We start from the raw sequence: 21,655 nt of genomic DNA, 5'->3' as shown, positions 1-21,655 counted from the left end.
CCTCAGCCTCGCAACGTCATCGCGTCCAACGACCACGGTCCTCGCAACTCCCACAGATCGCGGGTGTTGCGAGGACCGTTAGAACCCAAGGGGTGTGGTCCGGGCCCTCCCGCGTGCGGGACGCTGGTTACGCGGCCTTCTTGGCGCCACCGAAGGCGGCGACCGGGCCAAGGGCGAGGAAGAGGTACGTCATGAAGTCGGCCTCCTCCTTCCAGATGTCCATCACGTCACCGAAGTGGTCGAAGAAGACCTCGGTGAAGCCGACGCCGAGGCCGTCGGCCAGGATCATCGACATGGCGACGAGCTGGCCCAGGAAGACGGCACCCAGGGAGAACACGGCACCGGCGACGGCGACGGCCGGGTTCGAGCCGCCGACCTTGCTCGCCACGAAGCCGACCAGGAAGCCGACACCGACGGCCGCGTAGCCGACCTCGCGCTCGATGGAGCCCGCGATGACGCCGTACAGGATCGCGGCGACGATCGCCGTGCCGAGAGCGGTCAGGATGCCGAGGCCGAGACCGGAGCCGTCGCGGGCGGGCGGGGCGGGCGGGAACGGGGCGCCGCCGCCGAACTGGCCCTGCTGCCGGCCGGCGAACGGGTTGCCGGTGGGCGGGCCCTGCTGCTGGCCGGCGAACGGGTTTCCGGCCGGGGCGGCCGGCTGACCCGCGTACGGGTTGCCGTCCGCCGGGACGCCGGGCTGCTGCTCCGCCGCGTACGGGTTGCCGGGGGCGGGCAGGCCGCCGCCGTTGGGCTGCTGCGGCGGGTTCGGCGGCTGCACGGGCTGGCTCATGATGGATGTTCCCCCTGGGACGGATGCGCACGACTGTGCGAGATATGACGCCGCAGGCTAGCAGTCCGCACCGACAGGACCCACCGGAATCCTTGCGGGGACTGGCCGGCCGGGCCTCTTCCTAGAGCCGGTGCGCGGCTCCCGCCGGGGTGGCTCCCCGGGTGTCCAGGAGGAGTTGGGCCTTCACGGCGAGTCCTTGGAGGTCGAACGTGCGGTGGTGCTGGAGCAGCACGGTCAGGTCGGCCCCGGCGGCGGCCTCGTACAGCGAGTCGGCGCGCGGGACGGGCAGGTCGCGCACGCGCCAGTCCAGGACGTGCGGGTCGTGGTAGCCGATCTGGGCACCCATGTCCATCAGCCGGGTCGCGATCTCGCGGGCGGGGGCGGCCTCCTGGTCGGCCAGGTCCGGCTTGTAGGTGACGCCGAGCAGCAGCACCCTGGCCCCGCGGACGGACTTGCCGTGCTCGTTCAGCAGGGTGGCGCAGCGCTGGATCACATAACCGGGCATGCGGTCGTTGATCTCCTTGGCCAGCGAGACCATGCGCAGCGGGTGGCCGGGGGTGAGGCTGCCGTACGGGAGGCAGCCGGGGTCCACCGGGGCGCCGTGGCCGCCGACGCCGGGGCCGGGGCGGAACGGCTGGAAGCCGAAGGGTTTGGTCTCGGCGCACCGGATGACGTCCCACAGGTCGACGCCGAGGTCGTGGCAGAGCACCGCCATTTCGTTGACCAGGGCGATGTTGACGTGCCGGAAGTTGGTTTCGAGGACCTTCGTCATCTCCGCCTCCCGTGGTCCGCGGGCCCGGACGACCTTGTCGGTGAGCCGGCCGTAGAACGCGGCGGCCGACTCGGTGCAGGCGGGGGTGAGACCGCCGATGACCTTGGGGGTGTTGCCGTACACGTGGGTGCGGTTGCCGGGGTCGAGGCGGCCGGGGGAGTGGGCGAGGTGGAAGTCGCGTCCGGCGTGCAGGCCCGATCCCTCCTCCAGGAGCGGACGTACGAGGTTCTCCGTGGTGCCCGGCGGCACGGCCGACTCCACCAGGACGGTGGTGTGCGGGCGCAGCCGGGCGGCGAGCGCGCGTGCCGCGTCGGTCACGGCGGAGAGGTCGGGCGTGCGGTCCGGGCCGAGGGGGGTGGGGGCGCAGATCGCTGCGGTACGCACCCGGCCCAGCTCGGCCGGGTCGGCGGTGGGGCGGAATCCTCCCGAGAGCATCCGGCGGATGCCGGAGGCGCTGAGGGATCCCTCGACCGGGGTGCGGCCCGCCGAGAGTTCGGCGTACGGGCGTGGGTCGGTGTCGTAGCCGACGGTGTGGATTCCGGCGGCGACGGCTGCTTGGGCGAGGGGCAGGCCGAGGTGACCGAGTCCGATGACAGCGAGGTCTGCGGGCATGTCGAGGGCCGTCCTTCCCTAAGACCAAGAAGACAGAAAGCGCAACTGCTGGGGACAGCGCAATGTCAGACTAGGCGTAAATATGACCTATATGTCGCATTCTGTGACTCTCGTCGACCGAGTGTTGTCCACAGGCGGTGGCTGAAGTCGCGGACCGCGGACAGAATCGAGTGGTGGGCACGGGCGCCCGGCCTCTCGGCCGGTCCCTCCCGTGGCCGTACCACTCTGATCCACCGGGAGTACCGGGATTACCGGGAGGCAGCAGTGAGGACAGCGACACTGGGACCGGCGGAGCGCACCCAGGCGCTCGCCGCGATGGCCGAGCGTGAACTGGACGTGCTGGTCGTGGGGGCGGGCGTGGTCGGCGCCGGGACCGCGCTGGACGCGGTCACCAGAGGACTTACCACCGGTTTGGTCGAGGCGCGGGACTGGGCGTCCGGGACGTCCAGCCGGTCGAGCAAGCTGATTCACGGCGGGCTGCGCTATCTGGAGATGCTGGACTTCGCGCTCGTACGGGAGGCGCTGAAGGAGCGCGGGCTGCTGCTGGAGCGGCTGGCCCCGCATCTGGTGAAGCCCGTTCCCTTCCTGTACCCCTTGCAGCACAAGGGCTGGGAGCGGATCTACGCGGGCTCGGGCGTCGCGCTGTACGACGCGATGTCGGTGTCCTCCGGCCACGGCCGCGGACTGCCCGTGCACCGCCACCTCTCGCGCCGCCGCGCCCTGCGGGTCGCACCCGCGCTGAAGAAGGACACCCTGGTGGGGGCGCTGCAGTACTACGACGCCCAGATGGACGACGCCCGCTATGTGGAGACCCTGGTGCGCACGGCCGCGAGCTACGGCGCGCACGTGGCGAACAGGGCGCGCGTGACCGGCTTCCTGCGCGAGGGCGAGCGGGTCGTCGGCGCCCGGGTGCGGGACGTCGAGGGCGGTGGGGAGTACGAGGTCAGGGCCAAGCAGGTGGTCAACGCCACCGGTGTGTGGACGGACGACACCCAGGCGCTCATCGGGGAACGCGGGCAGTTCCACGTGCGGGCGTCGAAGGGCATCCACCTCGTCGTCCCCAAGGACCGCATCCACTCCTCGACCGGTCTGATCCTGCGGACGGAGAAGTCCGTGCTGTTCGTGATCCCGTGGGGCCGTCACTGGATCATCGGCACGACGGACACGGACTGGGACCTGGACAAGACGCATCCGGCCGCCTCCAGTGCCGACATCGACTATCTGCTCGAACGCGTCAACTCGGTGCTCAACACCCCGCTGGGCAGGGACGACGTCCAGGGGGTCTACGCGGGGCTGCGGCCCTTGCTGGCCGGTGAGTCCGACGCCACGAGCAAGCTCTCGCGCGAGCACACGGTGGCCCATCCGGTGCCCGGGCTCGTCGTCGTCGCGGGCGGCAAGTACACGACGTACCGGGTGATGGCGAAGGACGCGGTGGACGAGGCCGTGCACGGCCTGGACCAGCGGGTGGCGGACTGCGTCACGGAGGACATCCCGCTGCTGGGCGCCGAGGGCTACCTGGCGCTGTGGAACGCGCGCGCGAGGATCGCCGCACGGACGGGGCTGCACGTCGCCCGGGTGGAGCATCTGCTCAACCGCTACGGCTCGATGACCGAGGAACTGCTGGACCTGGTCGCCGGTGACGCGTCGCTGGGCCAGCCGCTGGCGGGCGCGGAGGACTATCTGCGGGCCGAGGTCGTCTACGCCGCCTCGCACGAAGGCGCCCGTCACCTCGACGACGTACTGACGCGGCGCACCCGGATCTCCATCGAGACGTTCGACCGGGGCACCCGCTGTGCCCGCGAGTGCGCCGACCTGATGGCGCCGGTGCTGGGCTGGGACACCGACCAGGTCGCACGGGAGGTCGAGCACTACCGCAAGCGCGTGGAGGCGGAGCGGGAGTCGCAGCGGCAGCCGGACGACCTGACGGCGGACGCGGCGAGGCTGGGGGCGCCGGACATCGTGCCCCTCTGACGCCGTGACGGGCGGCGCGGGCCGGGAGACGGGCCGTCAGGTGGTCCGCGAGCCGCAGAACTCGGCCTCCAGCAGAGAAGCTTGCAGGGCCGGGCCGGGCAACGCGTCCGTGTTGACCCGGAAGGTGAAGACGTGCAGGCCGTCGACGGTAGCGGCGGTACGCACGTAACTTCCGGTGATGTGCCCGTCGTGCCCCCACACGGTGGTCCCGCAGGAGAGCCTCTGTGGATAGACCCCCATGCCGTACCGGCCGTCCGCGGCGCGGGTGTCGAGCAGCGTGGCCAGCTGGGCGGGCGACAGCAGACGGCCGCCCAGCAGCGCCGCGTAGAAGTGGTTGAGGTCGGCGAGTGTGGAGACCAGCTCCCCGGCCGCGCCCGCGATCCTCGGGTCGATGGCCGTGACGTCGCGCAGGGTGCCGTCGTCGGCGGAGCGGTGGTAGCCGCGGGAGTGCGGGACGGGCAGGGCGCTCCGGGCGCCGGGGAGCGAGGTGCCGGACAGGTGGAGGGGGGTGAGTACGCGGCGCTGTATCTCGGCGGCGTACGGATGTCCGGTGACGCGCTGGACGATCAGGCCGAGCAGGACGTAGTTGGTGTTGGAGTACGCGTACGCGCCAGGGGCCGTCGCCGGGGCGTGGGCCAGGGCGGTGCGGATCGCGGTGCCCGGTGCCAGCGGCTGCGCGGACGGGCCGGCGGCGCCCGTGACGGCGGGGTCGGTGGCGGGCAGCGCCTCGGTGTAGTCGTAGAGACCGCTGGTATGGGTGAGCAGGGAGCGCAGGGTGATGCGGGCTCCGTCGTTGCCCTGACCGCGTATCAGGCCCGGCAGATGCGCCTCGACGCTGTCCGAGAGGCGCAGCTCGCCCTCGTCGACGAGCTGGAGGACCACGGTCGCGACGAACGTCTTGGTGATGCTGCCCGCCCGGAAGCGGTCGCCCGGCCGGATCCCGGGCCCCGCCGAGCCGTATGTTCCGTACGGTGCGGAGGCGCTGGGGCCTGCCAGAAGGGCCGCCGCCGGGGCGTCGCCCTCGGCGACGAGCCGGTGAAGGTGGGGCGACGCGGGCGTGAGGTGTGGTTCGCTGGGCAGGCTCGCCGTTCCCAGGGCGAGCAGAGTCAGCACCACCGGGGCGACGAGCAGCGCCCTGAGTATCGGCACGGCAGAGGGCTCCTTCCTCCGGCCACATCATGGCCGACCCCGGACCCGGCACCATGACCGGTCCCGGGGTGAGGGACAATGAACGCTCTGCCAGGGCGGGTTGATCGCAGAGGGGACGCATGTCGGAGGCGGAGCAGGCACAGGAGCCCCAACGGGACAAGGACGGACGTCTCCTCGCGGGGCGGTACCGGCTCGGGGAGGTGCTCGGCCGGGGCGGCATGGGCACGGTCTGGCGTGCTGCCGACGAGACGCTGGGCCGCACGGTCGCGGTCAAGGAACTGCGGTTCCCCTCGGCCATCGACGAGGACGAGAAGCGCCGGCTGATCACGCGCACCCTGCGTGAGGCGAAGGCGATCGCGAGGATCCGCAACAACAGCGCGGTGACGGTCTACGACGTGGTCGACGAGGACGACCGGCCGTGGATCGTCATGGAGCTCATCGAGGGCAAGTCACTCGCCGAGGCGATCCGTGAGGACGGGACGCTGACGCCGAAGCGCGCGGCCGAGGTCGGCCTGGCCATCCTCGACGTGCTGCGCTCGGCGCACCGCGAGGGCATCCTGCACCGCGACGTGAAGCCGTCCAACGTGCTGATCTCCGAGGACGGGCGGGTCGTCCTGACCGACTTCGGCATCGCCCAGGTGGAGGGCGACCCGTCGGTCACCTCCACGGGCATGCTCGTCGGCGCCCCCTCGTACATCTCCCCGGAGCGCGCCCGCGGGCACAAGCCGGGGCCGCCCGCCGACCTGTGGTCGCTCGGCGGACTGCTGTACGCGAGCGTCGAGGGCTGCCCGCCGTACGACAAGGGTTCGGCCATCGCCACGCTGACGGCCGTCATGACGGAGCCGGTCGATCCGCCGAAGAACGCGGGTCCGCTCGAGGAGGTCATCTACGGCCTGCTGGTCAGGGATCCCGAACAGCGGCTGGACGACGCCGGGGCACGTGTCCTGCTCAACAAGGTGATCAACGCTCCCGAGCCTTCCGCCGCGCCCCCGGCCGACTCCACCCGGGTCATGGCGCTGCCCGGGATCACCGCTCCGAAGAGCGGCGGCAGGAAGAAGGCGGCCGCGGCAGGGGCGTCCACGCCCGGACCGGCGACAGCGGCCGGGCCGGGCAGCGGTTCCGGGTCCGGCCCGGGGCCGGTGTCCGGCGGTGCGGACAGCGGCTCCGGGAGGGCAACGGGTTCCGCGACCGGATCGGGGACCGGTGCGGCCACCGGCTCCGGCACCGGTGAGAGCACGAAAGACCGGCTGCGCGGCGCGCTGCGGTCCGTGCGGAACGCGAAGGCCCCGGCGGCAGCGGCCGCCACGGCCTCGGCCTCCGGGCCGGCCGTACCTCCGCAGAGTCCGGCGGGCCCGCCCGCTCCGCCGCGTGCGTCGATCACGGACGTCGTGCCGCGTCGCACGCTGGCGGTCATCGCCGGGATCGTCGTTCTGGCCGTCCTCGGTACGGTCCTCGCGCTCACCCTCGGCGACGACAGCGAGGGCAAAGAGGGCGGCGCGGCCCAGGGCGGCACCGCGGCCTCGACCGGAGCGGGGACCGGTGGCGACACCGACAGCGACTCCGGCAAGGACACCGGCGACGGGAACGGCAAGGACGGCCAGGGCGAGGACAAGGGCAAGGCGTCCACCGACCCTTCGCCAGCTCCGGAGACCGATGAACCGGCCCCCGGCCCGGACGCCCTGCCGGCCGGGTACGAGAAGGTCACCGACGAGCGGTTCCACTTCACGATGGCCATGCCCGGAAAGTTCAAGCGCAACGCCATCGCGGGAAGCAATTCGGGCGGCGTCTACAACGACGGCGGCGGGTTTCCCCGTGTCCAGGTCGACTACAACTCCTCGCCCGGGGAGGACGCCGCCGCCGCCTGGCGTGGCCTGAAGGGCGCGGTCGCCGGCAGCAGCAACGGGTACGAGCACCTCGGCATCAAGAAGGTCGAGTACAACGGCTACCCGACCGTCGCGGACTGGCAGTTCACGCGCAACCAGCAGGGCATGCGGGTCCGGGTGCTCAACCGGGGCTTCAAGGTCGACGCCACCCACGGTTACTCGATCATGGTCAGCTGCAAGGCGAGCGAGTGGGACGGCGAGGAATGCACCACACTGCGCGAGACGGCGTTCGCCACGTTCGCGCCCGCTGACTGACGGGACGGCGGCCCCGGCCGCGCCGAACGGAACGGCCGGGTTGCCCGGACCCGGCCGCGCCGCCGCCACTTGCCACGTATCGTGAGAGGCATTGGACCGTACGCAGCCGGGGTCAGGGGTCAATTGCACAGCAAGTGACCGCAATTGACGGATTCTTGCGGTCTCCGTGACCGGGGGACAGTGCGCTCTGGGGAGGCGTTGTGGACGACTATGCGGGTCGGGTCCTGGCCGACCGCTACCGCCTTCCGCTGCCGCCGTCCGATGCGTACGAACTGGTGGAGACCCGGGCGTTCGACACCTACAGCGGACAGGAAGTCCTGCTCCGGCAGGTGCCGTTGCCCGAGGTCGTGGACGCGGAGGTGCTCGACGCCGACGGTCTGCCCCCGGCTGCCGGGCGTGCCACCGGGCGCACGGTGCGGCGGTCCACGGATCCCGCGGTGCGCCGGGCGATCGAGGCCGCGCAGGCGGCCGCCCAGGTGCCCGACCACCCGCGCCTGGACCAGGTCTTCGACGTGTTCGCCGAGGCGGGCTCGCTCTGGATAGTGAGTGAACTGGTCGCGGCCCGGCCGCTCGCCGCGCTCCTCGCGGAGCGCCCGCTCAACCCGTACCGGGCCGCCGAGATCGGCTCCGACGTGCTCACGGCCCTGCGGGTGCTGCACGCGCACGGCTGGACCCACCGCAACATCACCGTCCGCACGGTGCTCGTCTGTGACGACGGCCGGGTCGTCCTGACCGGCCTGGCGGCGGGCGCGGCCGAGGAGGCGCTGTGCGGGTACGTTCCCGTGCCGCGGCCCGACGAGGAGAACGACTACGGGCCCCCGGCCGTCGAATCGGGCCCCACCGGTCCGTACGAGCCGCCCCCGCCCTTCGAGGGCAAGGCTGCCCCGGACACGCCCCCGGCCGGAGTGCCCGCCTCGCGAGGCCCCATGGAGATCGAGGCGTCGCCCCCCGCGGCGGGCGACGACGCGGACCGGGACGCCCAGGAGCTGGTCCCGCGGTCGGCGCACCCCGCCGTCCCCGTGGCGGAGTCCGGGGCGGGAAGCCCCGCACAGCTGCGAGCGGCCCGCGCCGGCGCCATCGCGGCCTACCGGGCGGGTGCCCGTGCCGCGGCCCGCGTCACCGATGACCCGCAGCGCGACAGCGATGACAGCGACGGCGACGACAGCGCCGCCGCCGGACGTGAGGAAGCCCCGGCCGGGCCCGCCGCCGGTCTCCCACAGCTGCCCGCCGCCTGGAGCCGCGCGGCCGATGCCCCGTACGAAGCCCCGTACGACGAGGACGACGATGACGACGGCGAGGACCACGGAGGGCCCGCCGTCGGCCCCGGCGGGAACGACGGCCCCCGGCCCCCCGGCCGGCGCGTCCACCTCGCCGGCACCTGGGGCGACGGCCACGGCTCCGGCCGCCCCGTGCCCGCGGGCGGCTCCGGAGGACCGGGCGGCTCGGGCGAGGACGCGCTGCGCGCCGACTCCCGGCGTCTCGGCAGCGGCCCGGTGGAACGGCAGGACCGCCTGCCCCGGCCGGTGGCCGCACGCACCCCCTCCGGCGGCTGGGACGAGGTCGTCGCGGGCGGCGACAGCGCCCCCGCCTACCGCGGCCCCGCCACCCCGCTCGCCGCCGAACGCGCCCGGCAGGCCCGTATCGCCGTCGTCGGCGCCGTCACCGAGCGATGGGCGCCCGAGCAGGCGGGTCCGGTCCACGACAACTGGCAGCTGGCCCCGCCCATCGGCCCCTCCACCGATCTGTGGGCGCTCGGCGCGCTGCTCTACCGCGCGGTGCAGGGCCACGCCCCGTACCCGGAGGAGAACGCCGCCGAGCTCGTCCAGATGGTCTGCGGCGAACCGCCCGCCTTCGCGGAGGAGTGCGGCCCGCTGCGCCCCGTCGTCGAGTCGTTGCTGCGTCAGGACCCGACGGAGCGACCGGACTTCGAGGAGCTGCGAGGCTGGCTGCGCTCCCTCGTGCGCTCGGCTCCCGAGCCCGAGGCGGGCACCGACGTCGTACCGCTGCCGCCCACCGACGCCACCCGGCTGCCCGTCGTACGCCGGCGGGGCGAGCTGGTGCGCAGGCGCCGGGGCCGTGGCGCGGCACACGGCCGGCACCGCCAGCAGAAGTCCCAGCGCTACGAGAAGCCGCCACGCGCCCCCCGTGAGCCCAAGGGCCCCAGGGTGCTGCGCCAGCCCCCGCCCGGCCGTCAGCCCGGCCGGCGTGCCCCGCGACGGCTCGGACGACTGCTGCTGGTGCTGATACTCCTCGCGATGGCCGCCGCCGTGGCGTACGCCTTCATGTTCATGCCCAAGGCCGGATCCGGGTCGGGCACGGACACGGGGGCGCAGGAGCAGCCCTCCGCGTCCGCCGCCCCGGCGGAGCCGGAGCCGGAGCCGGAATCGAGCCCCTCCGCCGAGGAGCCGGACAGGACCGGCTCCGAGCAGCCGCAGACCAGCCGCTCCGCCGTGGCGCTCGCCTCGGGCTACGTCCTGCGCAAGGATGCCGAGGGCTTCGAGGTCGGTGTGCCGAACGACTTCCAGCGCAGCCCGGCCAACGCCGACCGTCAGATCCGTTACGGCAGCGACGGGTTCACGGTGCTGATCGTGCCGGGCCGGGACACCGTCAAGGCCAGCGGTGGCGACCCGCTGGACTACCAGCGGAGCCGTGAGCCCGAGCTGAAGCCCTTCCGGGAGTCCAGCTGGGCCACGTCCACCGGACTGCGCCGGGTCGACGTCGGCCGACAGGCCATGGCCGAGGGGCAGTTCACCTGGCAGGAGAGCGGCGGGCGCGAGGTGTACGTCCGCAACCTGGCGATGATCGTGGACGGCAGGTACCACATCGTCCAGGTCATCGGCCCGGAGGACGAGCGGGACAAGGTCTCCGACATCTACGAGCAGGCCATCTCCTCGTATCGCGTGGGGTCCTGACCGCACGGCGGCCCGCGCGCCGAGCATCACAGTGCGGTCTCGTGGGCGAGGAGCGGTTACGCGGCGCCGCCTTCCGTCCGTAACCTGTCGTTCGAAGGAATGGGGCGGGGACACACGTGGATCATGCGCAGGGGACGGACGCGGGAATCGTGCTGGCGGGGCGGTACCGGCTCGGTGACGTCCTGGGCCGCGGCGGCATGGGCAAGGTGTGGCGTGCCCACGACGAGGTGCTCCACCGGACCGTCGCCGTCAAGGAGTTGACGGCTGGGCTGTACGCCACCGAGGCGGACCGGGCCGTGCTCCACGCCCGTACGCAGAAGGAGGCGCGTGCCGCCGCCCGGATCACCCATCCCGGGGTCGTCACCGTCCACGACGTCATCGAGTACGACCACCGCCCCTGGATCGTCATGCAGTACGTCGACGGGCCCTCGCTCGCCGATGCCACGAAGGACACCGGTGAGGTCGAGCCGCGCGAGGCGGCCAGGATCGGGCTCCATGTGCTGAGCGCCCTGCGGGCCGCGCACGGTGCCGGGGTGCTGCACCGGGACGTCAAGCCGGGCAACGTCCTGCTCGCGCGTGACGGGCAGGTGCTGCTGACCGACTTCGGGATCGCCGCGATCGAGGGCGACTCCACCATCACCAGGACAGGTGAACTGGTCGGCTCCATCGACTATCTGGCACCCGAGCGGGTGCGCGGCGGCGACCCGGGCCCCGCCTCCGACCTCTGGTCGCTGGGGGCCACCCTCTACACGGCGGTCGAGGGGCGCTCGCCCTTCCGCCGCACGTCCCCGATCTCCACCATGCAGGCCGTCGTCGCGGAGGAACCGCCGCCGCCGCTGCGGGGCGGCGCGCTGGCACCCGTGATCACGGCGCTGCTGCGCAAGGACCCCGCCGACCGGCCGACGGCCGAGGAGACGGAGCGCATGCTGCTGGACGCGATGGAGGGCCGCAAGCCCCGCGCGGCACAGGCGCACGTACCGACGCAGCGGATCTCCGGCGAGGACCTGCGTGCCGCCTCGGTCCCCGACGGGTCGACGGCCCGAGTCGCGCGGCCCGTGCCCGAACCGGCCGTGCTCCCGTACGCCCCGGCGTCCGGCATCCGGCGCAGCAGGGGCCGGTGGCACACCGCCCTGCTGGTCGTCGCCCTGGCCGCGCTGCTCGGCGGGGCGGCGGGGCTGGCCGTGATGAAGCTCGCGGACGACGGGGGAGGCGAGGGGAGCGGCGGCGCGGGGGAGCGGAACACCGCCGGCCCCGAGACCCCCGGCCCGTCCGCGTCCCCGGCCTCCTCGGCCGGAGGCGACGGGGAAGCGGACCCCAAGCCCGCGCCGAAGGAGATCCCCGACGGCTGGCACCGGGTCGACGACCCCGAGGGTTTCAGCCTCGCCGTCCCCGACGGCTGGACACGGCAGACGGACGGCGGCCAGATCGACTACACCCCGGACGACGGGGCACATCGCATCCGGATCAGCCTCGATCCGGAACCCGACTTCGACAACGCGTACCTGCACATGCTGAGCATGGAGAAGGACCTTGCCGAGCGGCTGCCGGGGTACGAGCGGCTGACCCTGCGGGCGAACACCTTCCGGGACCGGCCGGGCTCCCGGTGGGAGTTCACCTGGGTCGAGTCCAAGGACCACCCGGGCACCCGCCACGGGATCGACCAGATGTACTTCGGCGAGACGGGCGGTCCGGAGTACGCGCTGTACATGACCGGGCCGGAGGAGGACCGGGCCGAGAACCGGGAACGTTTCGAGACGATGCTGCGCAGCTGGCAGCCCCCGGGGCAGGACGGCTGACGACCGTCCGTGCGCGGCGCCCCCGGGCGGGCCCCCGGGCTTTCGGCGCATCCTGCCGTGCGGGCCGGCGAAAAGATTCACGCGCCGGGCCAAGGAACGCCTGATCCTCCGCGATTCCTCGTGCCACCGGAAGATAGCCCCTGATCAGCGGTTATGTCGCCAGTGATCACTGGCTGTGTCGCCGGGCGGGGCCGGGGACAGTTGTAGGCTCTGTGAAAAGCTGTTACCGACGGGTACCCAAAGTGTTGCGCCGGACATACTCTCGCCCTCATGACGGACTCGCAGGCCTCCACGACCGCCGCCCCCGGCACCCGCGTCGGCACCAACCCGGTGGCTGCCGCCCCCGAGGGCGTGCGCACCGCCGCCGATGTGGTCACCCCCGAGGTGATCGCCCGGCTGACCCGTGGTGTCGTCGGCTCCGGCCGCACGGCGAACCACATGCCCTTCACCGGGGACAAGCTGGCCGACCTGCCGGAGTCCACCCCCGAGGACGTCGCGACGGCCTTCGAGCGTGCCCGTGCCGCCCAGCCCGCCTGGGCCGCGACCCCGATCCGCGCCAGGGCCGGGGTGCTGCTGCGCTTCCACGACCTGGTCCTGCGGCGTCAGTCGGAGATCCTCGACCTCATTCAGCTGGAGACCGGCAAGGCACGGCTGCACGCCCACGAGGAAGTACTGGCCGTCGCCGTCTCGGCCCGGCACTACGGGCGCAGGGCCGCCGCCTATCTGAGGCCGAAGCGGCACACCGGCGTCGTCCCGGCCCTCACCAAGGTCACCGAGCTGCGCCAGCCGCGCGGAGTCATCGGGCAGATCGCACCCTGGAACTACCCGCTCGAACTCTCCGTCGGCGACGCGCTGCCCGCCTTCGTGGCCGGCAACGCCGTCGTGATGAAGCCCGACACGGAGACCGCGCTGACCGCCCTGTGGGCCCGTGACCTGCTGATCGAGGCCGGACTGCCCGCCGGGGTGTTCCAGGTCGTCATCGGGGAGGGCCCCGTCGTCGGCCCCGAGGTCGTCGAACGCGCCGACTACGTCTCCTTCACCGGCTCGACCGCGACCGGCCGTGACGTCGCCCGGCGTGCGGCGGCCCGGCTCGTCGGCGTCTCGCTGGAGCTCGGCGGCAAGAACCCCATGCTCGTCCTGGAGGACGCCGACCTGGAGAAGGCCGCCGCGGGCGCCGTCCGGGCCTGCTTCTCCTCCGCCGGACAGCTCTGCATCTCCATCGAGCGCCTGTACGTCCACGCGTCCGTCGCGGACGCGTTCGTGGAACACTTCGCCGCCCGCACGAAGGCGATGCGCCTCGGCAACTCCCTCGCGTACGGTGCCGACATGGGCTCCCTGGCCGGCGAGCGGCAACTGGAGACCGTCGCCCGGCACGTCTCCGAGGCGGTCGAGAAGGGCGCCACGCTCGTCGCGGGCGGCGCCGCCCGCCCGGACGTCGGCCCGCTGTTCTACGAGCCGACCATCCTCGACAACGTCCAGGAACCGATGGCCGTCTGCACCCAGGAGACCTTCGGACCCGTCGTCTCGATCTACCGCTTCACCGACGAGGACGAGGCGGTCGCCCTCGCCAACAACACCCCGTACGGCCTCAACGCCAGCGTCTGGACCAAGGACGGACGGCGCGGCCACCGGATAGCCGCCCGGCTGCGGGCCGGCACCGTCAACATCAACGAGGGCTACGCGCCCGCCTACGGCAGTGTCCGGTCCCCGATGGGAGGCATGAAGGACTCCGGCCTGGGCCGGCGGCACGGCTCCGAGGGCATCCTCAAGTACACCGAGGCCCAGACCGTCGCCCAGCAGCGGCTGATCCCGCTCGGCCCGGCCTTCGGGATGGACGACGAGAAGTACGCGGCGGTGATGAGCTTCGGCCTCAGGGCGATGAAGGCCTGCCGGCTGCGCTGAACCCCCTCCGGCTGCGCTGACCGTCCGGCAGCCCCTTTCCTGCCTTTCCTTCCCTTTTCGCACCGAGGAGAGCCATGTCCCAGGACAGCGCTGCCCAGAACCAGACCCCGCCCGCCGAAGGACCCGACGACGACGCCGCGTACGACTACGACGTCCTTGTCGTCGGATCGGGTTTCGGCGGCGCGGTCTCGGCCCTGCGGCTGAGCGAGAAGGGGTACCGCGTCGGTGTCCTGGAGGCGGGCCGCCGCTTCACGGCCGCCACCCTCCCCAAGAACTCCTGGGACATCAGGAACTACCTGTGGGCCCCCGCCCTCGGGCTGTTCGGCATCCAGCGCGTCCACCTGCTCGGCAAGGTGATGGTGCTGGCCGGTGCGGGAGTCGGCGGGGGTTCCCTCAACTACGCCAACACGCTGTACGTGCCGCCCGCGCCGTTCTTCGAGGACCGGCAGTGGGCCGGCATCACGGACTGGCAGGACGAGCTCGCGCCGTACTACGACCAGGCCAAGCGGATGCTGGGGGTCCGGCTCAACCCGACCATGACCCCGGCGGACGTCCACCTCAAGGCGGCCGCGGAGGCCATGGGCGTCGGCGACACCTTCCACTTCGCCCCGGTCGGGGTCTTCTTCGGGGACGGCCGGGACGCCGACGGGGCGGCCCGGGCGAAGCCCGGCGCCCCGGTCGCCGACCCGTACTTCGGCGGTGCGGGCCCCGCCCGCAGGGCCTGTTCCGAGTGCGGCGAATGCATGACGGGCTGCCGCCACGGTGCGAAGAACACCCTCAACGAGAACTATCTGTACCTCGCGGAGAAGGCCGGTGCCGTCATCCACCCCATGACGTCCGTCGTCGCGGTCGCGGACGACCCGGACGGCGGCTACCGCGTGTCGACCGTCCCCACGAAACGCCGCAGGAAGGCGAAGCCGTCCGTGCTGCGGGCCCGGAAGGTGGTCATGGCGGCCGGGACGTACGGGACCCAGACCCTGCTGCACACCATGAAGGACGAGGGGCTGCTGCCGCGGATCCCGGCGAAGCTCGGCGAACTGACGCGGACGAACTCCGAGGGCCTGGTGGGCGCGCAGACCAGCGACCGCCGCTACCGCAAGAAGCACGGCACCGCCAAGGCCGACTTCACCCGGGGCGTCGCCATCACCTCGTCGATCCACCCCGACGAGAACACCCACATCGAGCCGGTGCGCTACGGCAAGGGATCCAACGCGATGGGCGCGCTCACCATCCTCCAGGTCCCCTACAGCACGCACCGGGTGCTGAGCTGGTTCGGCAGCGTGGTCCGGCATCCGCTGCTCACCGCACGGTCCCTGTCCAACCGGCGGTGGTCGGAGCGGACCATCATCGGCCTCGTCATGCAGTCCGTGGACAACTCGCTGATCGCGTACCGCAAGCCCGGCGGCATAGGCAAGGGCCTGCTCACCGCCCGGCAGGGGCACGGTGCGCCCAACCCGACCCAGATAGCCGAGGCGACGCAGGGCGCGACGCTCCTCGCCCAGGAGATCAACGGCTTCGCCGGGTCGAACATCGGGGAACTGATGGGCACCCCGCTCACCGCGCACTTCCTGGGCGGCTGCCCGATCGGGGCGAGCGCCGAGGAGGGCGTCATCGACCCGTACCACCGGCTGTACGGACACCCGGGCATCTTCGTCGTCGACGGCTCGGCGGTCTCCGCCAACCTGGGGGTCAACCCGTCGCTGACCATCACCGCGCAGGCGGAGCGCGCGATGTCCTTCTGGCCCAACAAGGGCGAGGCGGACCCGCGTCCGGCCCAGGGCCGGGCGTACGAGCGGCTGGCCGCGGTGGAGCCGAAGGCACCCGCCGTGCCCGAGGGAGCGTTCGGCGCGCTGAGGCTGCCGTTCCTGGCGATACCCGTGGTGCCGCCGAAGGCACCCGCTCCCGGGGCCACGAGCGCCCGGCCCGCCGCGTCGGAGCCCACCGCTTCCGGGACCTGAGCACGGGAACGCCAAGGGGCTGCACCCCCCTCCGAGTGCAGCCCCTCAGGCTTCTACCGGTGCTGCGCCTCACGCGGCGTCACCGTTCTTGCGGCGCCGCACCCGCCGAGGACGAACCGGTCTCCGCGAGCGTGCCGCTGAGATGGATGGTGTGGGCGGGCTTCCCGGCCGGAGCCGGAATCCCGCCACTCTCCTGCGGCTTCTCACCCTGGTCGTCCCCGGCATCCGGTGCGGCGCACGGAACGAGCCGGTGTGTTCGCCATGCATGACCTGTGGACAGGAGAAACGGTTGTCCCAGGCCTCGCAGGAACTTCATGTGGCGCTCGCCACACTCCTGCTCGTGCCCGATCCGTGATCCAGTCCCGTGCAACTCTTCGTACCGCCGCGCGGTCGAACTCGTAACGCGTCACAGCGGTGACACGGCTTCCGCCGATCCCCAGAGGTTCGCGATGACACGCCTTTCCCCCGGAGCAGCGCTGCGCCGTGCCGCCGGCGGCCTCGCCACCGCCGGGCTGCTCGCGGCCGGTCCGCTCGCCGTCGGTGCTCCGGCACAGGCCGCCGGCCCCGTTCTCACGCTCGGCGGTCCCGCCGGAACAGCCGTGCACCCCTACCCGGAGAGCGGCTCCCCGCGGAAGTCCTCGCTGGGGCTCACCGTCGACAACCCGGTCCAGGACGGGGACGGGGACGGGTACGTGGGTGAGGTGACCTACAGCCTCGACCTCAGCGGCATCGCGGGCATCGCCGACGCCTCCGTCGCCGAGGACACCGGCGCGGACTGCGAGATCACCGGGGCCACCGCCGTCTGCCGCGACCACGGCGTCCGCCCCGGCCTCAGCCTCGTCGCCGACTTCGACCTCGCGGCGGCCGAGGGCAGCAAGGACGGCGCGAGGGGCACCATCGTGGTGACCGGCTCGGCGGACGGGGTCACCTTCACCCCCTTCTTCACCGAGGTGACCATCGGCGGCCCCGACCTGGTCATGAAGCGGCTCCCGTTCGAGCAGGCGCTCCAGCCGGGTGACGTACAGCCCGCCCCGATCACCTTCACCAACAAGGGCACGACGGCCGCCGACGGCGTCCTGCTGACCCTGATGTACTCCCGCGGCCTGGAGATTCCCGAGCGCTACGCCAACTGCGAGTACAGCGAGGAGGGGCCTCAGGAAGGTTCCGCCTGGTCCACCGCGCTGTGCTCGGTCGAGGGCTCGTACGAGCCGGGCGTCACGTACACGCTCGCGGTACCGCTGTCGGTCGAGGCCACCGAGCGCGCGTACGACGACACGTTCGTCTATCGCATCGACGAGGACAGTGCCTCCGGGCGCACCGCACAGCGCGCGGGAGCGCCCTTCACCCGGGGCACCGGTCCGGAGCTGGCCCTGAAGAAGGTCACGGCCCCCGCCCGGAGCGTGGACCTCGAACCCCGGGACAACCAGCAGGAGGTCGACTTCCGTACGGAGAACACCGCCGACTTCCTGGCGACCGGCGGAAAGGCGACGGGCTCCGCCGGCGAGACCGTCACCGCCGAGGTCGGGTTCCGCAACGAAGGGCCGGCCTGGATCAGCCGCATCCGCTCCGGCGAGCCCGTCGCCACGGTCGACTTCACCGTCCCCGAGGGCGCCGAGGTCACCGGGAAGCCGGACTCGTGCCAGGGTGTGACGGCCGCGGGCACGTACCGCGAGGAACAGCTCGGCGCACCCCGCTACGTCTGCGACACGTCCATGACGGTGCGCGACGGAGCGGAGACCGGGCTCCCGTTCGACCTGAGGATCACCGAGGTGGTCCCGGACGCCGCGGGCACGGTCACGGTCAGGAACACCCGGCTCGCCGGCCCCGGACTGCCCTTCGACCCCGAGCCGGCCAACAACACCGCGCACCTGGTGCTGAACGCCGGGGACGCGTCCGAGAACACCGGCGGAACCTCGGACGGCACCACCGGAACGGGCGGCTCCAGCGGTGGTGACACCCCGGGCCCCACGCCCGGGACATCGGGCACCCCAGGTCCGTCGTCCGCCTCGGGTTCCACCGGCACGACCGGCTCCGCGCCGGCGCACACCGGCGGCCCTCTCGCCTCCGCCGGCTCGGTCGCGCTGCTGGTCTCCGGAGCGTCGGCCGTGGCCCTGACCGCGGGCGGCGTGCTGTACGCGGCGACCCGGCGCCGCGCCCCACAGGGCTGAGTCACCCGCGCCGCACCTGTCCGAGGGCGGCCGGTCCCGGGCGTCCCCGGGGCCGGCCGCACAGAGGTGACCGGGCTGCTGTCCCCTGCCGACCGGTCACACGCGCCGGAACGCGGTCCCACGACGTACCTGCGGCACGTCACACGTCCCGGCGGAGCCACGCGCGGTTTCCCACCGCTTCCGCCCCTGGCTGGCACGGACACACGGACCAACGAAGCCGCCCGGGACCCGGTCACGCGCCGTACGGGTGAGAGCGGACCCGAACGCCGGTACGGCCGTACAGCCCTCCGGCACGTCACACCCGGCCGCGGCACAGCTCCAGCAACGTCATGGCGAGTGCCGTGCCCGGCTTGCCCAGGGCGTCGCTGTAGTGGCTCAGGACGTCCATCTCGCGGGAGAGGTTCACCCGGCGGCCCCCGGACGTGATCCTCGCCTCCTGGATGACCGTGGATACGGCCATCCGTTCCTGGACGAGACCGATGATCCGGTCGTCCAGGGCGTCGATGCGCGTCCGGGCGTCGCCGATCAGGGAGGCGGCCTCGTCGGTGCGCGCGCCGGTCCGCTCGGCGGCCGTCTTCGTGGGTGCGGTGCTGGTCATCTGTGACTCCCGGTGGGCCTGAGGGCCCCGGAGCGACAGGTCCGGAACGCCAGAACGCCCCGGGCCTGTCGGCCCGGGGCGCCTGGAACGTTGCTCGTCAGTTGCTCAAGCAGCACGACCATGGCAGCCGGCGGGCCGGGTGCCATAGGTAAAGACGAAGGTCGTGTGCTGACGCATGCGGGCCAGTATGGACCCGTCCCCCGGGCCGGGTCCACGCCGGGCCCGGATGGTGAGACGGGAGCCCGGCAGGGCGTGGCCCCACGGCCGGTAGAATTGGGAGGACCGACCCCCTCTCCACCGCCGGAAGGCCGCCCCGTGCCAGCAGCGCCCCCCGCCGCCCCCGACACCACCACCGACGTGGTCCTGGTTGTCGACTTCGGCGCCCAGTACGCCCAGCTCATCGCCCGACGCGTCCGTGAGGCCCGGGTCTACAGCGAGATCGTCCCGTCCACCATGCCGGTGGCCGAGATGCTGGCCAGGAACCCCCGGGCGATCATCCTGTCCGGCGGTCCGTCCTCGGTGTACGCGCAGGGCGCGCCCAGCCTGGACCGTTCGCTGTTCGAGGCCGGGGTCCCGGTCTTCGGCATGTGCTACGGCTTCCAGCTGATGGCCACCACGCTCGGCGGCACGGTCGACGACAACGGCGCACGCGAATACGGCCGCACCCCGCTCGCCGTCTCCAAGGCCGGCTCCACCCTCTTCGAGGGCACGCCCACGGAGCAGTCGGTGTGGATGTCGCACGGCGACGCCTGCTCCGCCGCCCCCGAGGGCTTCACCGTCACCGCGTCCACGGACGTCGTACCGGTCGCAGCCTTCGAGAACGACGAGAAGAAGCTGTACGGCGTCCAGTACCACCCGGAGGTCATGCACTCGACCTACGGCCAGCAGGTCCTGGAGCACTTCCTCTACAGGGGCGCGGGCATCGAGCCGACCTGGACGACCACCAACGTCGTCGAGGAGCAGATCGCCCTGATCCGCGAGCAGGTCGGCACCAAGCGCGCCATCTGCGGCCTCTCCGGCGGCGTGGACTCCGCGGTCGCCGCGGCCCTCGTGCAGAAGGCCATCGGCTCCCAGCTCACCTGCGTGTACGTCGACCACGGCCTGATGCGCAAGGGCGAGACCGAGCAGGTCGAGAAGGACTTCGTGGCCGCCACGGGCGTCAGGCTCAAGGTCGTCGACGCCGAGAAGCGCTTCCTCGACGCGCTGGCCGGTGTCTCCGACCCGGAGCAGAAGCGGAAGATCATCGGCCGCGAGTTCATCCGCGTCTTCGAGCAGGCCCAGGCCGAGATCGTCGCCGAGGCGGCCGAGGGCGAGGACGTCGCCTTCCTCGTCCAGGGCACGCTCTACCCGGACGTCGTCGAGTCCGGCGGCGGCACCGGCACCGCCAACATCAAGTCCCACCACAACGTGGGCGGTCTGCCCGATGACATCGAGTTCCAGCTCGTCGAGCCGCTGCGCCAGCTGTTCAAGGACGAGGTCCGGATGGTCGGCCAGGAGCTCGGCCTGCCGGAGGAGATCGTCCAGCGCCAGCCGTTCCCCGGCCCCGGCCTCGGGATCCGCATCGTCGGTGACGTCACCAAGGAGCGGCTTGACCTGCTGCGCGAGGCCGACGCCATCGCGCGCGAGGAACTGACCGCTGCCGGTCTGGACCGCGACATCTGGCAGTGCCCGGTGGTCCTCCTCGCGGATGTCCGCAGCGTCGGCGTCCAGGGCGACGGCCGCACCTACGGTCACCCGATCGTGCTGCGCCCCGTCTCCTCCGAGGACGCGATGACGGCCGACTGGTCGCGCCTGCCGTACGAGACCCTGGCCAAGATCTCCACCCGCATCACCAACGAGGTCGCCGACGTCAACCGCGTCGTCCTCGACGTGACGAGCAAGCCGCCGGGGACCATCGAGTGGGAGTAGTCCCACGACGATCCAGCCGGATCGTCCGGACCGTGCCGACGCCGCCGCCCCTCGGGGTGGCGGCGTCGCCGCTTTCCCGGAGCTCCCGCCCTTCCGGACCACCCGGACGGAAACCGGTGGCCTGGCCCGCCGCCGCCGTGACAGGATCCCCGCCCATGTCCGCCGATGAAGCCCGCACCCTCATGTCCGCCCCGGGGAACGACCACCTCACGTGGAACACCCCGCTCTCCGAAGAGCACGCCGCTCGTCTGATCACCGCCTGCGCACCCGCCCCGGGGGCGCGGATCGCGGATTTCGGCAGCAGCTGGGGCGAGTTGCTGATGCGCCTCGTGGAGGCGGCACCCGGGGCGACCGGGGACGGGGTCGAGACCGACCCGGAAGCCGTGGCCCGCGGCCGGCGTCTGGCGGGGGAACGGGGACTCACCGGGCGGGTGCGGTTCCACGAGGTGCCCGCGGCCGAGTATCCGGGGGACGGTTACGACCTGGCCGTCTGCATCGGCTCCTCGCACGCCTGGCCGGGCGGCACCCCCGCGGCACTCAGGGCGCTGCGGACCGCCGTGCGGCCGGGCGGGCGGGTGCTGTTCGGGGACGGGTTCTGGGAGCGTGAGCCCTCGGCATCCGCGCTGGAGGGGCTCGGCGCGGAGCCGGGCGACTTCGGCTCGCTCCTCGGCCTGGTCCGGCAGGCGGAGGCCGTCGGCCTGCGGGCGCTCCAGGTCACGGTCGCCGATCAGCGTGAGTGGGACCTCTTCGAATCCGCCGCCAACATAGGACGGGGTGAGCGCTGGGCCCTGGCCAGTCCCGGGCACCCGCTCCACGCCGACGTGACCGCGGCCGTCGACGCGCGCCGCACGGGATACTACGGGGGGTACCGCGGCACGCTGGGTCTCGCGTACCTCGTGCTCAGCTCCTGACATTCGCACATGTGGACGACATGTACGCGCAGCCCGCCCCAGTGCGGGACGGGCCCGCTCCGTACGGCAC

Annotated in this window: 13 protein-coding genes; 9 read left to right on the top strand and 4 right to left on the bottom strand. The window is 72.7% G+C overall.

Features of this window, described 5'->3' with window-relative positions; all coding sequences use genetic code 11:
* Positions 1 to 127: 127 nt before the first annotated feature.
* Positions 128 to 790: a hypothetical protein gene (locus AB0F38_RS19270; protein WP_361894352.1), complete on the bottom strand. Its 663-nt coding sequence runs from the start codon at positions 788 to 790 to the stop codon at positions 128 to 130.
* Positions 791 to 911: 121 nt separating this feature from the next.
* A complete protein-coding gene (locus AB0F38_RS19265) occupies positions 912 to 2,174 on the bottom strand; it encodes a nucleotide sugar dehydrogenase (protein WP_361894349.1) in 1,263 nt (420 codons plus the stop codon).
* A gap of 264 nt (positions 2,175 to 2,438) precedes the next feature.
* Here AB0F38_RS19265 and AB0F38_RS19260 point away from each other — a divergent pair, with 264 nt between their 5' ends.
* Positions 2,439 to 4,145, top strand: coding sequence for a glycerol-3-phosphate dehydrogenase/oxidase (locus tag AB0F38_RS19260; RefSeq protein ID WP_361894347.1), 1,707 nt, complete (start codon positions 2,439 to 2,441; stop codon positions 4,143 to 4,145).
* 36 nt (positions 4,146 to 4,181) lie between these two features.
* Here AB0F38_RS19260 and AB0F38_RS19255 read toward each other — a convergent pair whose 3' ends face one another.
* Entirely contained in the window at positions 4,182 to 5,294 is a 1,113-nt protein-coding gene (locus AB0F38_RS19255) for a serine hydrolase domain-containing protein (RefSeq protein WP_361894344.1), read from the bottom strand.
* A gap of 119 nt (positions 5,295 to 5,413) precedes the next feature.
* Between AB0F38_RS19255 and AB0F38_RS19250 the strand changes: the two genes are divergently transcribed.
* The 6 genes from AB0F38_RS19250 (at position 5,414) to AB0F38_RS19225 (ending at position 18,168) form a co-directional block, all read left to right on the top strand.
* Positions 5,414 to 7,432, top strand: coding sequence for a serine/threonine-protein kinase (locus tag AB0F38_RS19250; RefSeq protein ID WP_361894342.1), 2,019 nt, complete (start codon positions 5,414 to 5,416; stop codon positions 7,430 to 7,432).
* A 200-nt stretch (positions 7,433 to 7,632) separates the two neighbouring features.
* Complete coding sequence (locus AB0F38_RS19245; RefSeq protein ID WP_361894339.1) at positions 7,633 to 10,344, top strand: protein kinase; 2,712 nt, start codon at positions 7,633 to 7,635, stop codon at positions 10,342 to 10,344.
* Positions 10,345 to 10,460: 116 nt separating this feature from the next.
* Positions 10,461 to 12,140 carry a protein kinase gene (locus AB0F38_RS19240; RefSeq protein WP_361894336.1) on the top strand — a complete coding sequence of 560 codons (1,680 nt, stop codon included), beginning with the start codon at positions 10,461 to 10,463 and terminating at the stop codon, positions 12,138 to 12,140.
* Between the two features lie 270 nt (positions 12,141 to 12,410).
* Entirely contained in the window at positions 12,411 to 14,042 is a 1,632-nt protein-coding gene (locus tag AB0F38_RS19235; RefSeq protein WP_361894333.1) for a succinic semialdehyde dehydrogenase, read from the top strand.
* 74 nt (positions 14,043 to 14,116) lie between these two features.
* The gene (locus tag AB0F38_RS19230) at positions 14,117 to 16,000 is read left to right on the top strand and encodes a GMC family oxidoreductase (protein WP_361894330.1); all 1,884 of its coding nucleotides are present in this window, start codon (positions 14,117 to 14,119) and stop codon (positions 15,998 to 16,000) included.
* A gap of 449 nt (positions 16,001 to 16,449) precedes the next feature.
* On the top strand, positions 16,450 to 18,168 hold the full coding sequence (locus tag AB0F38_RS19225; RefSeq protein ID WP_361894327.1) for a peptidase: 1,719 nt from the start codon (positions 16,450 to 16,452) through the stop codon (positions 18,166 to 18,168).
* A gap of 295 nt (positions 18,169 to 18,463) precedes the next feature.
* Here the strand turns inward: AB0F38_RS19225 and AB0F38_RS19220 are convergent, their stop codons facing one another.
* Positions 18,464 to 18,766 carry a chorismate mutase gene (locus AB0F38_RS19220; RefSeq protein WP_361894324.1) on the bottom strand — a complete coding sequence of 101 codons (303 nt, stop codon included), beginning with the start codon at positions 18,764 to 18,766 and terminating at the stop codon, positions 18,464 to 18,466.
* Between the two features lie 315 nt (positions 18,767 to 19,081).
* On the opposite strand from AB0F38_RS19220, the gene guaA reads away from it, so the two are divergent.
* Positions 19,082 to 20,674, top strand: coding sequence for a glutamine-hydrolyzing GMP synthase (gene guaA, locus AB0F38_RS19215; protein ID WP_361894321.1), 1,593 nt, complete (start codon positions 19,082 to 19,084; stop codon positions 20,672 to 20,674).
* 155 nt (positions 20,675 to 20,829) lie between these two features.
* Positions 20,830 to 21,585, top strand: coding sequence for a class I SAM-dependent methyltransferase (locus AB0F38_RS19210; RefSeq protein WP_361894318.1), 756 nt, complete (start codon positions 20,830 to 20,832; stop codon positions 21,583 to 21,585).
* Positions 21,586 to 21,655: the final 70 nt, after the last annotated feature.

Source organism: Streptomyces sp. NPDC025273 (genome assembly GCF_040638585.1).
Classification (GTDB): domain Bacteria; phylum Actinomycetota; class Actinomycetes; order Streptomycetales; family Streptomycetaceae; genus Streptomyces; species Streptomyces cinereorectus.
The sequence above is the reverse complement of the archived record's forward strand: the minus strand, read 5'-3'. Positions and strand labels throughout refer to the sequence as shown.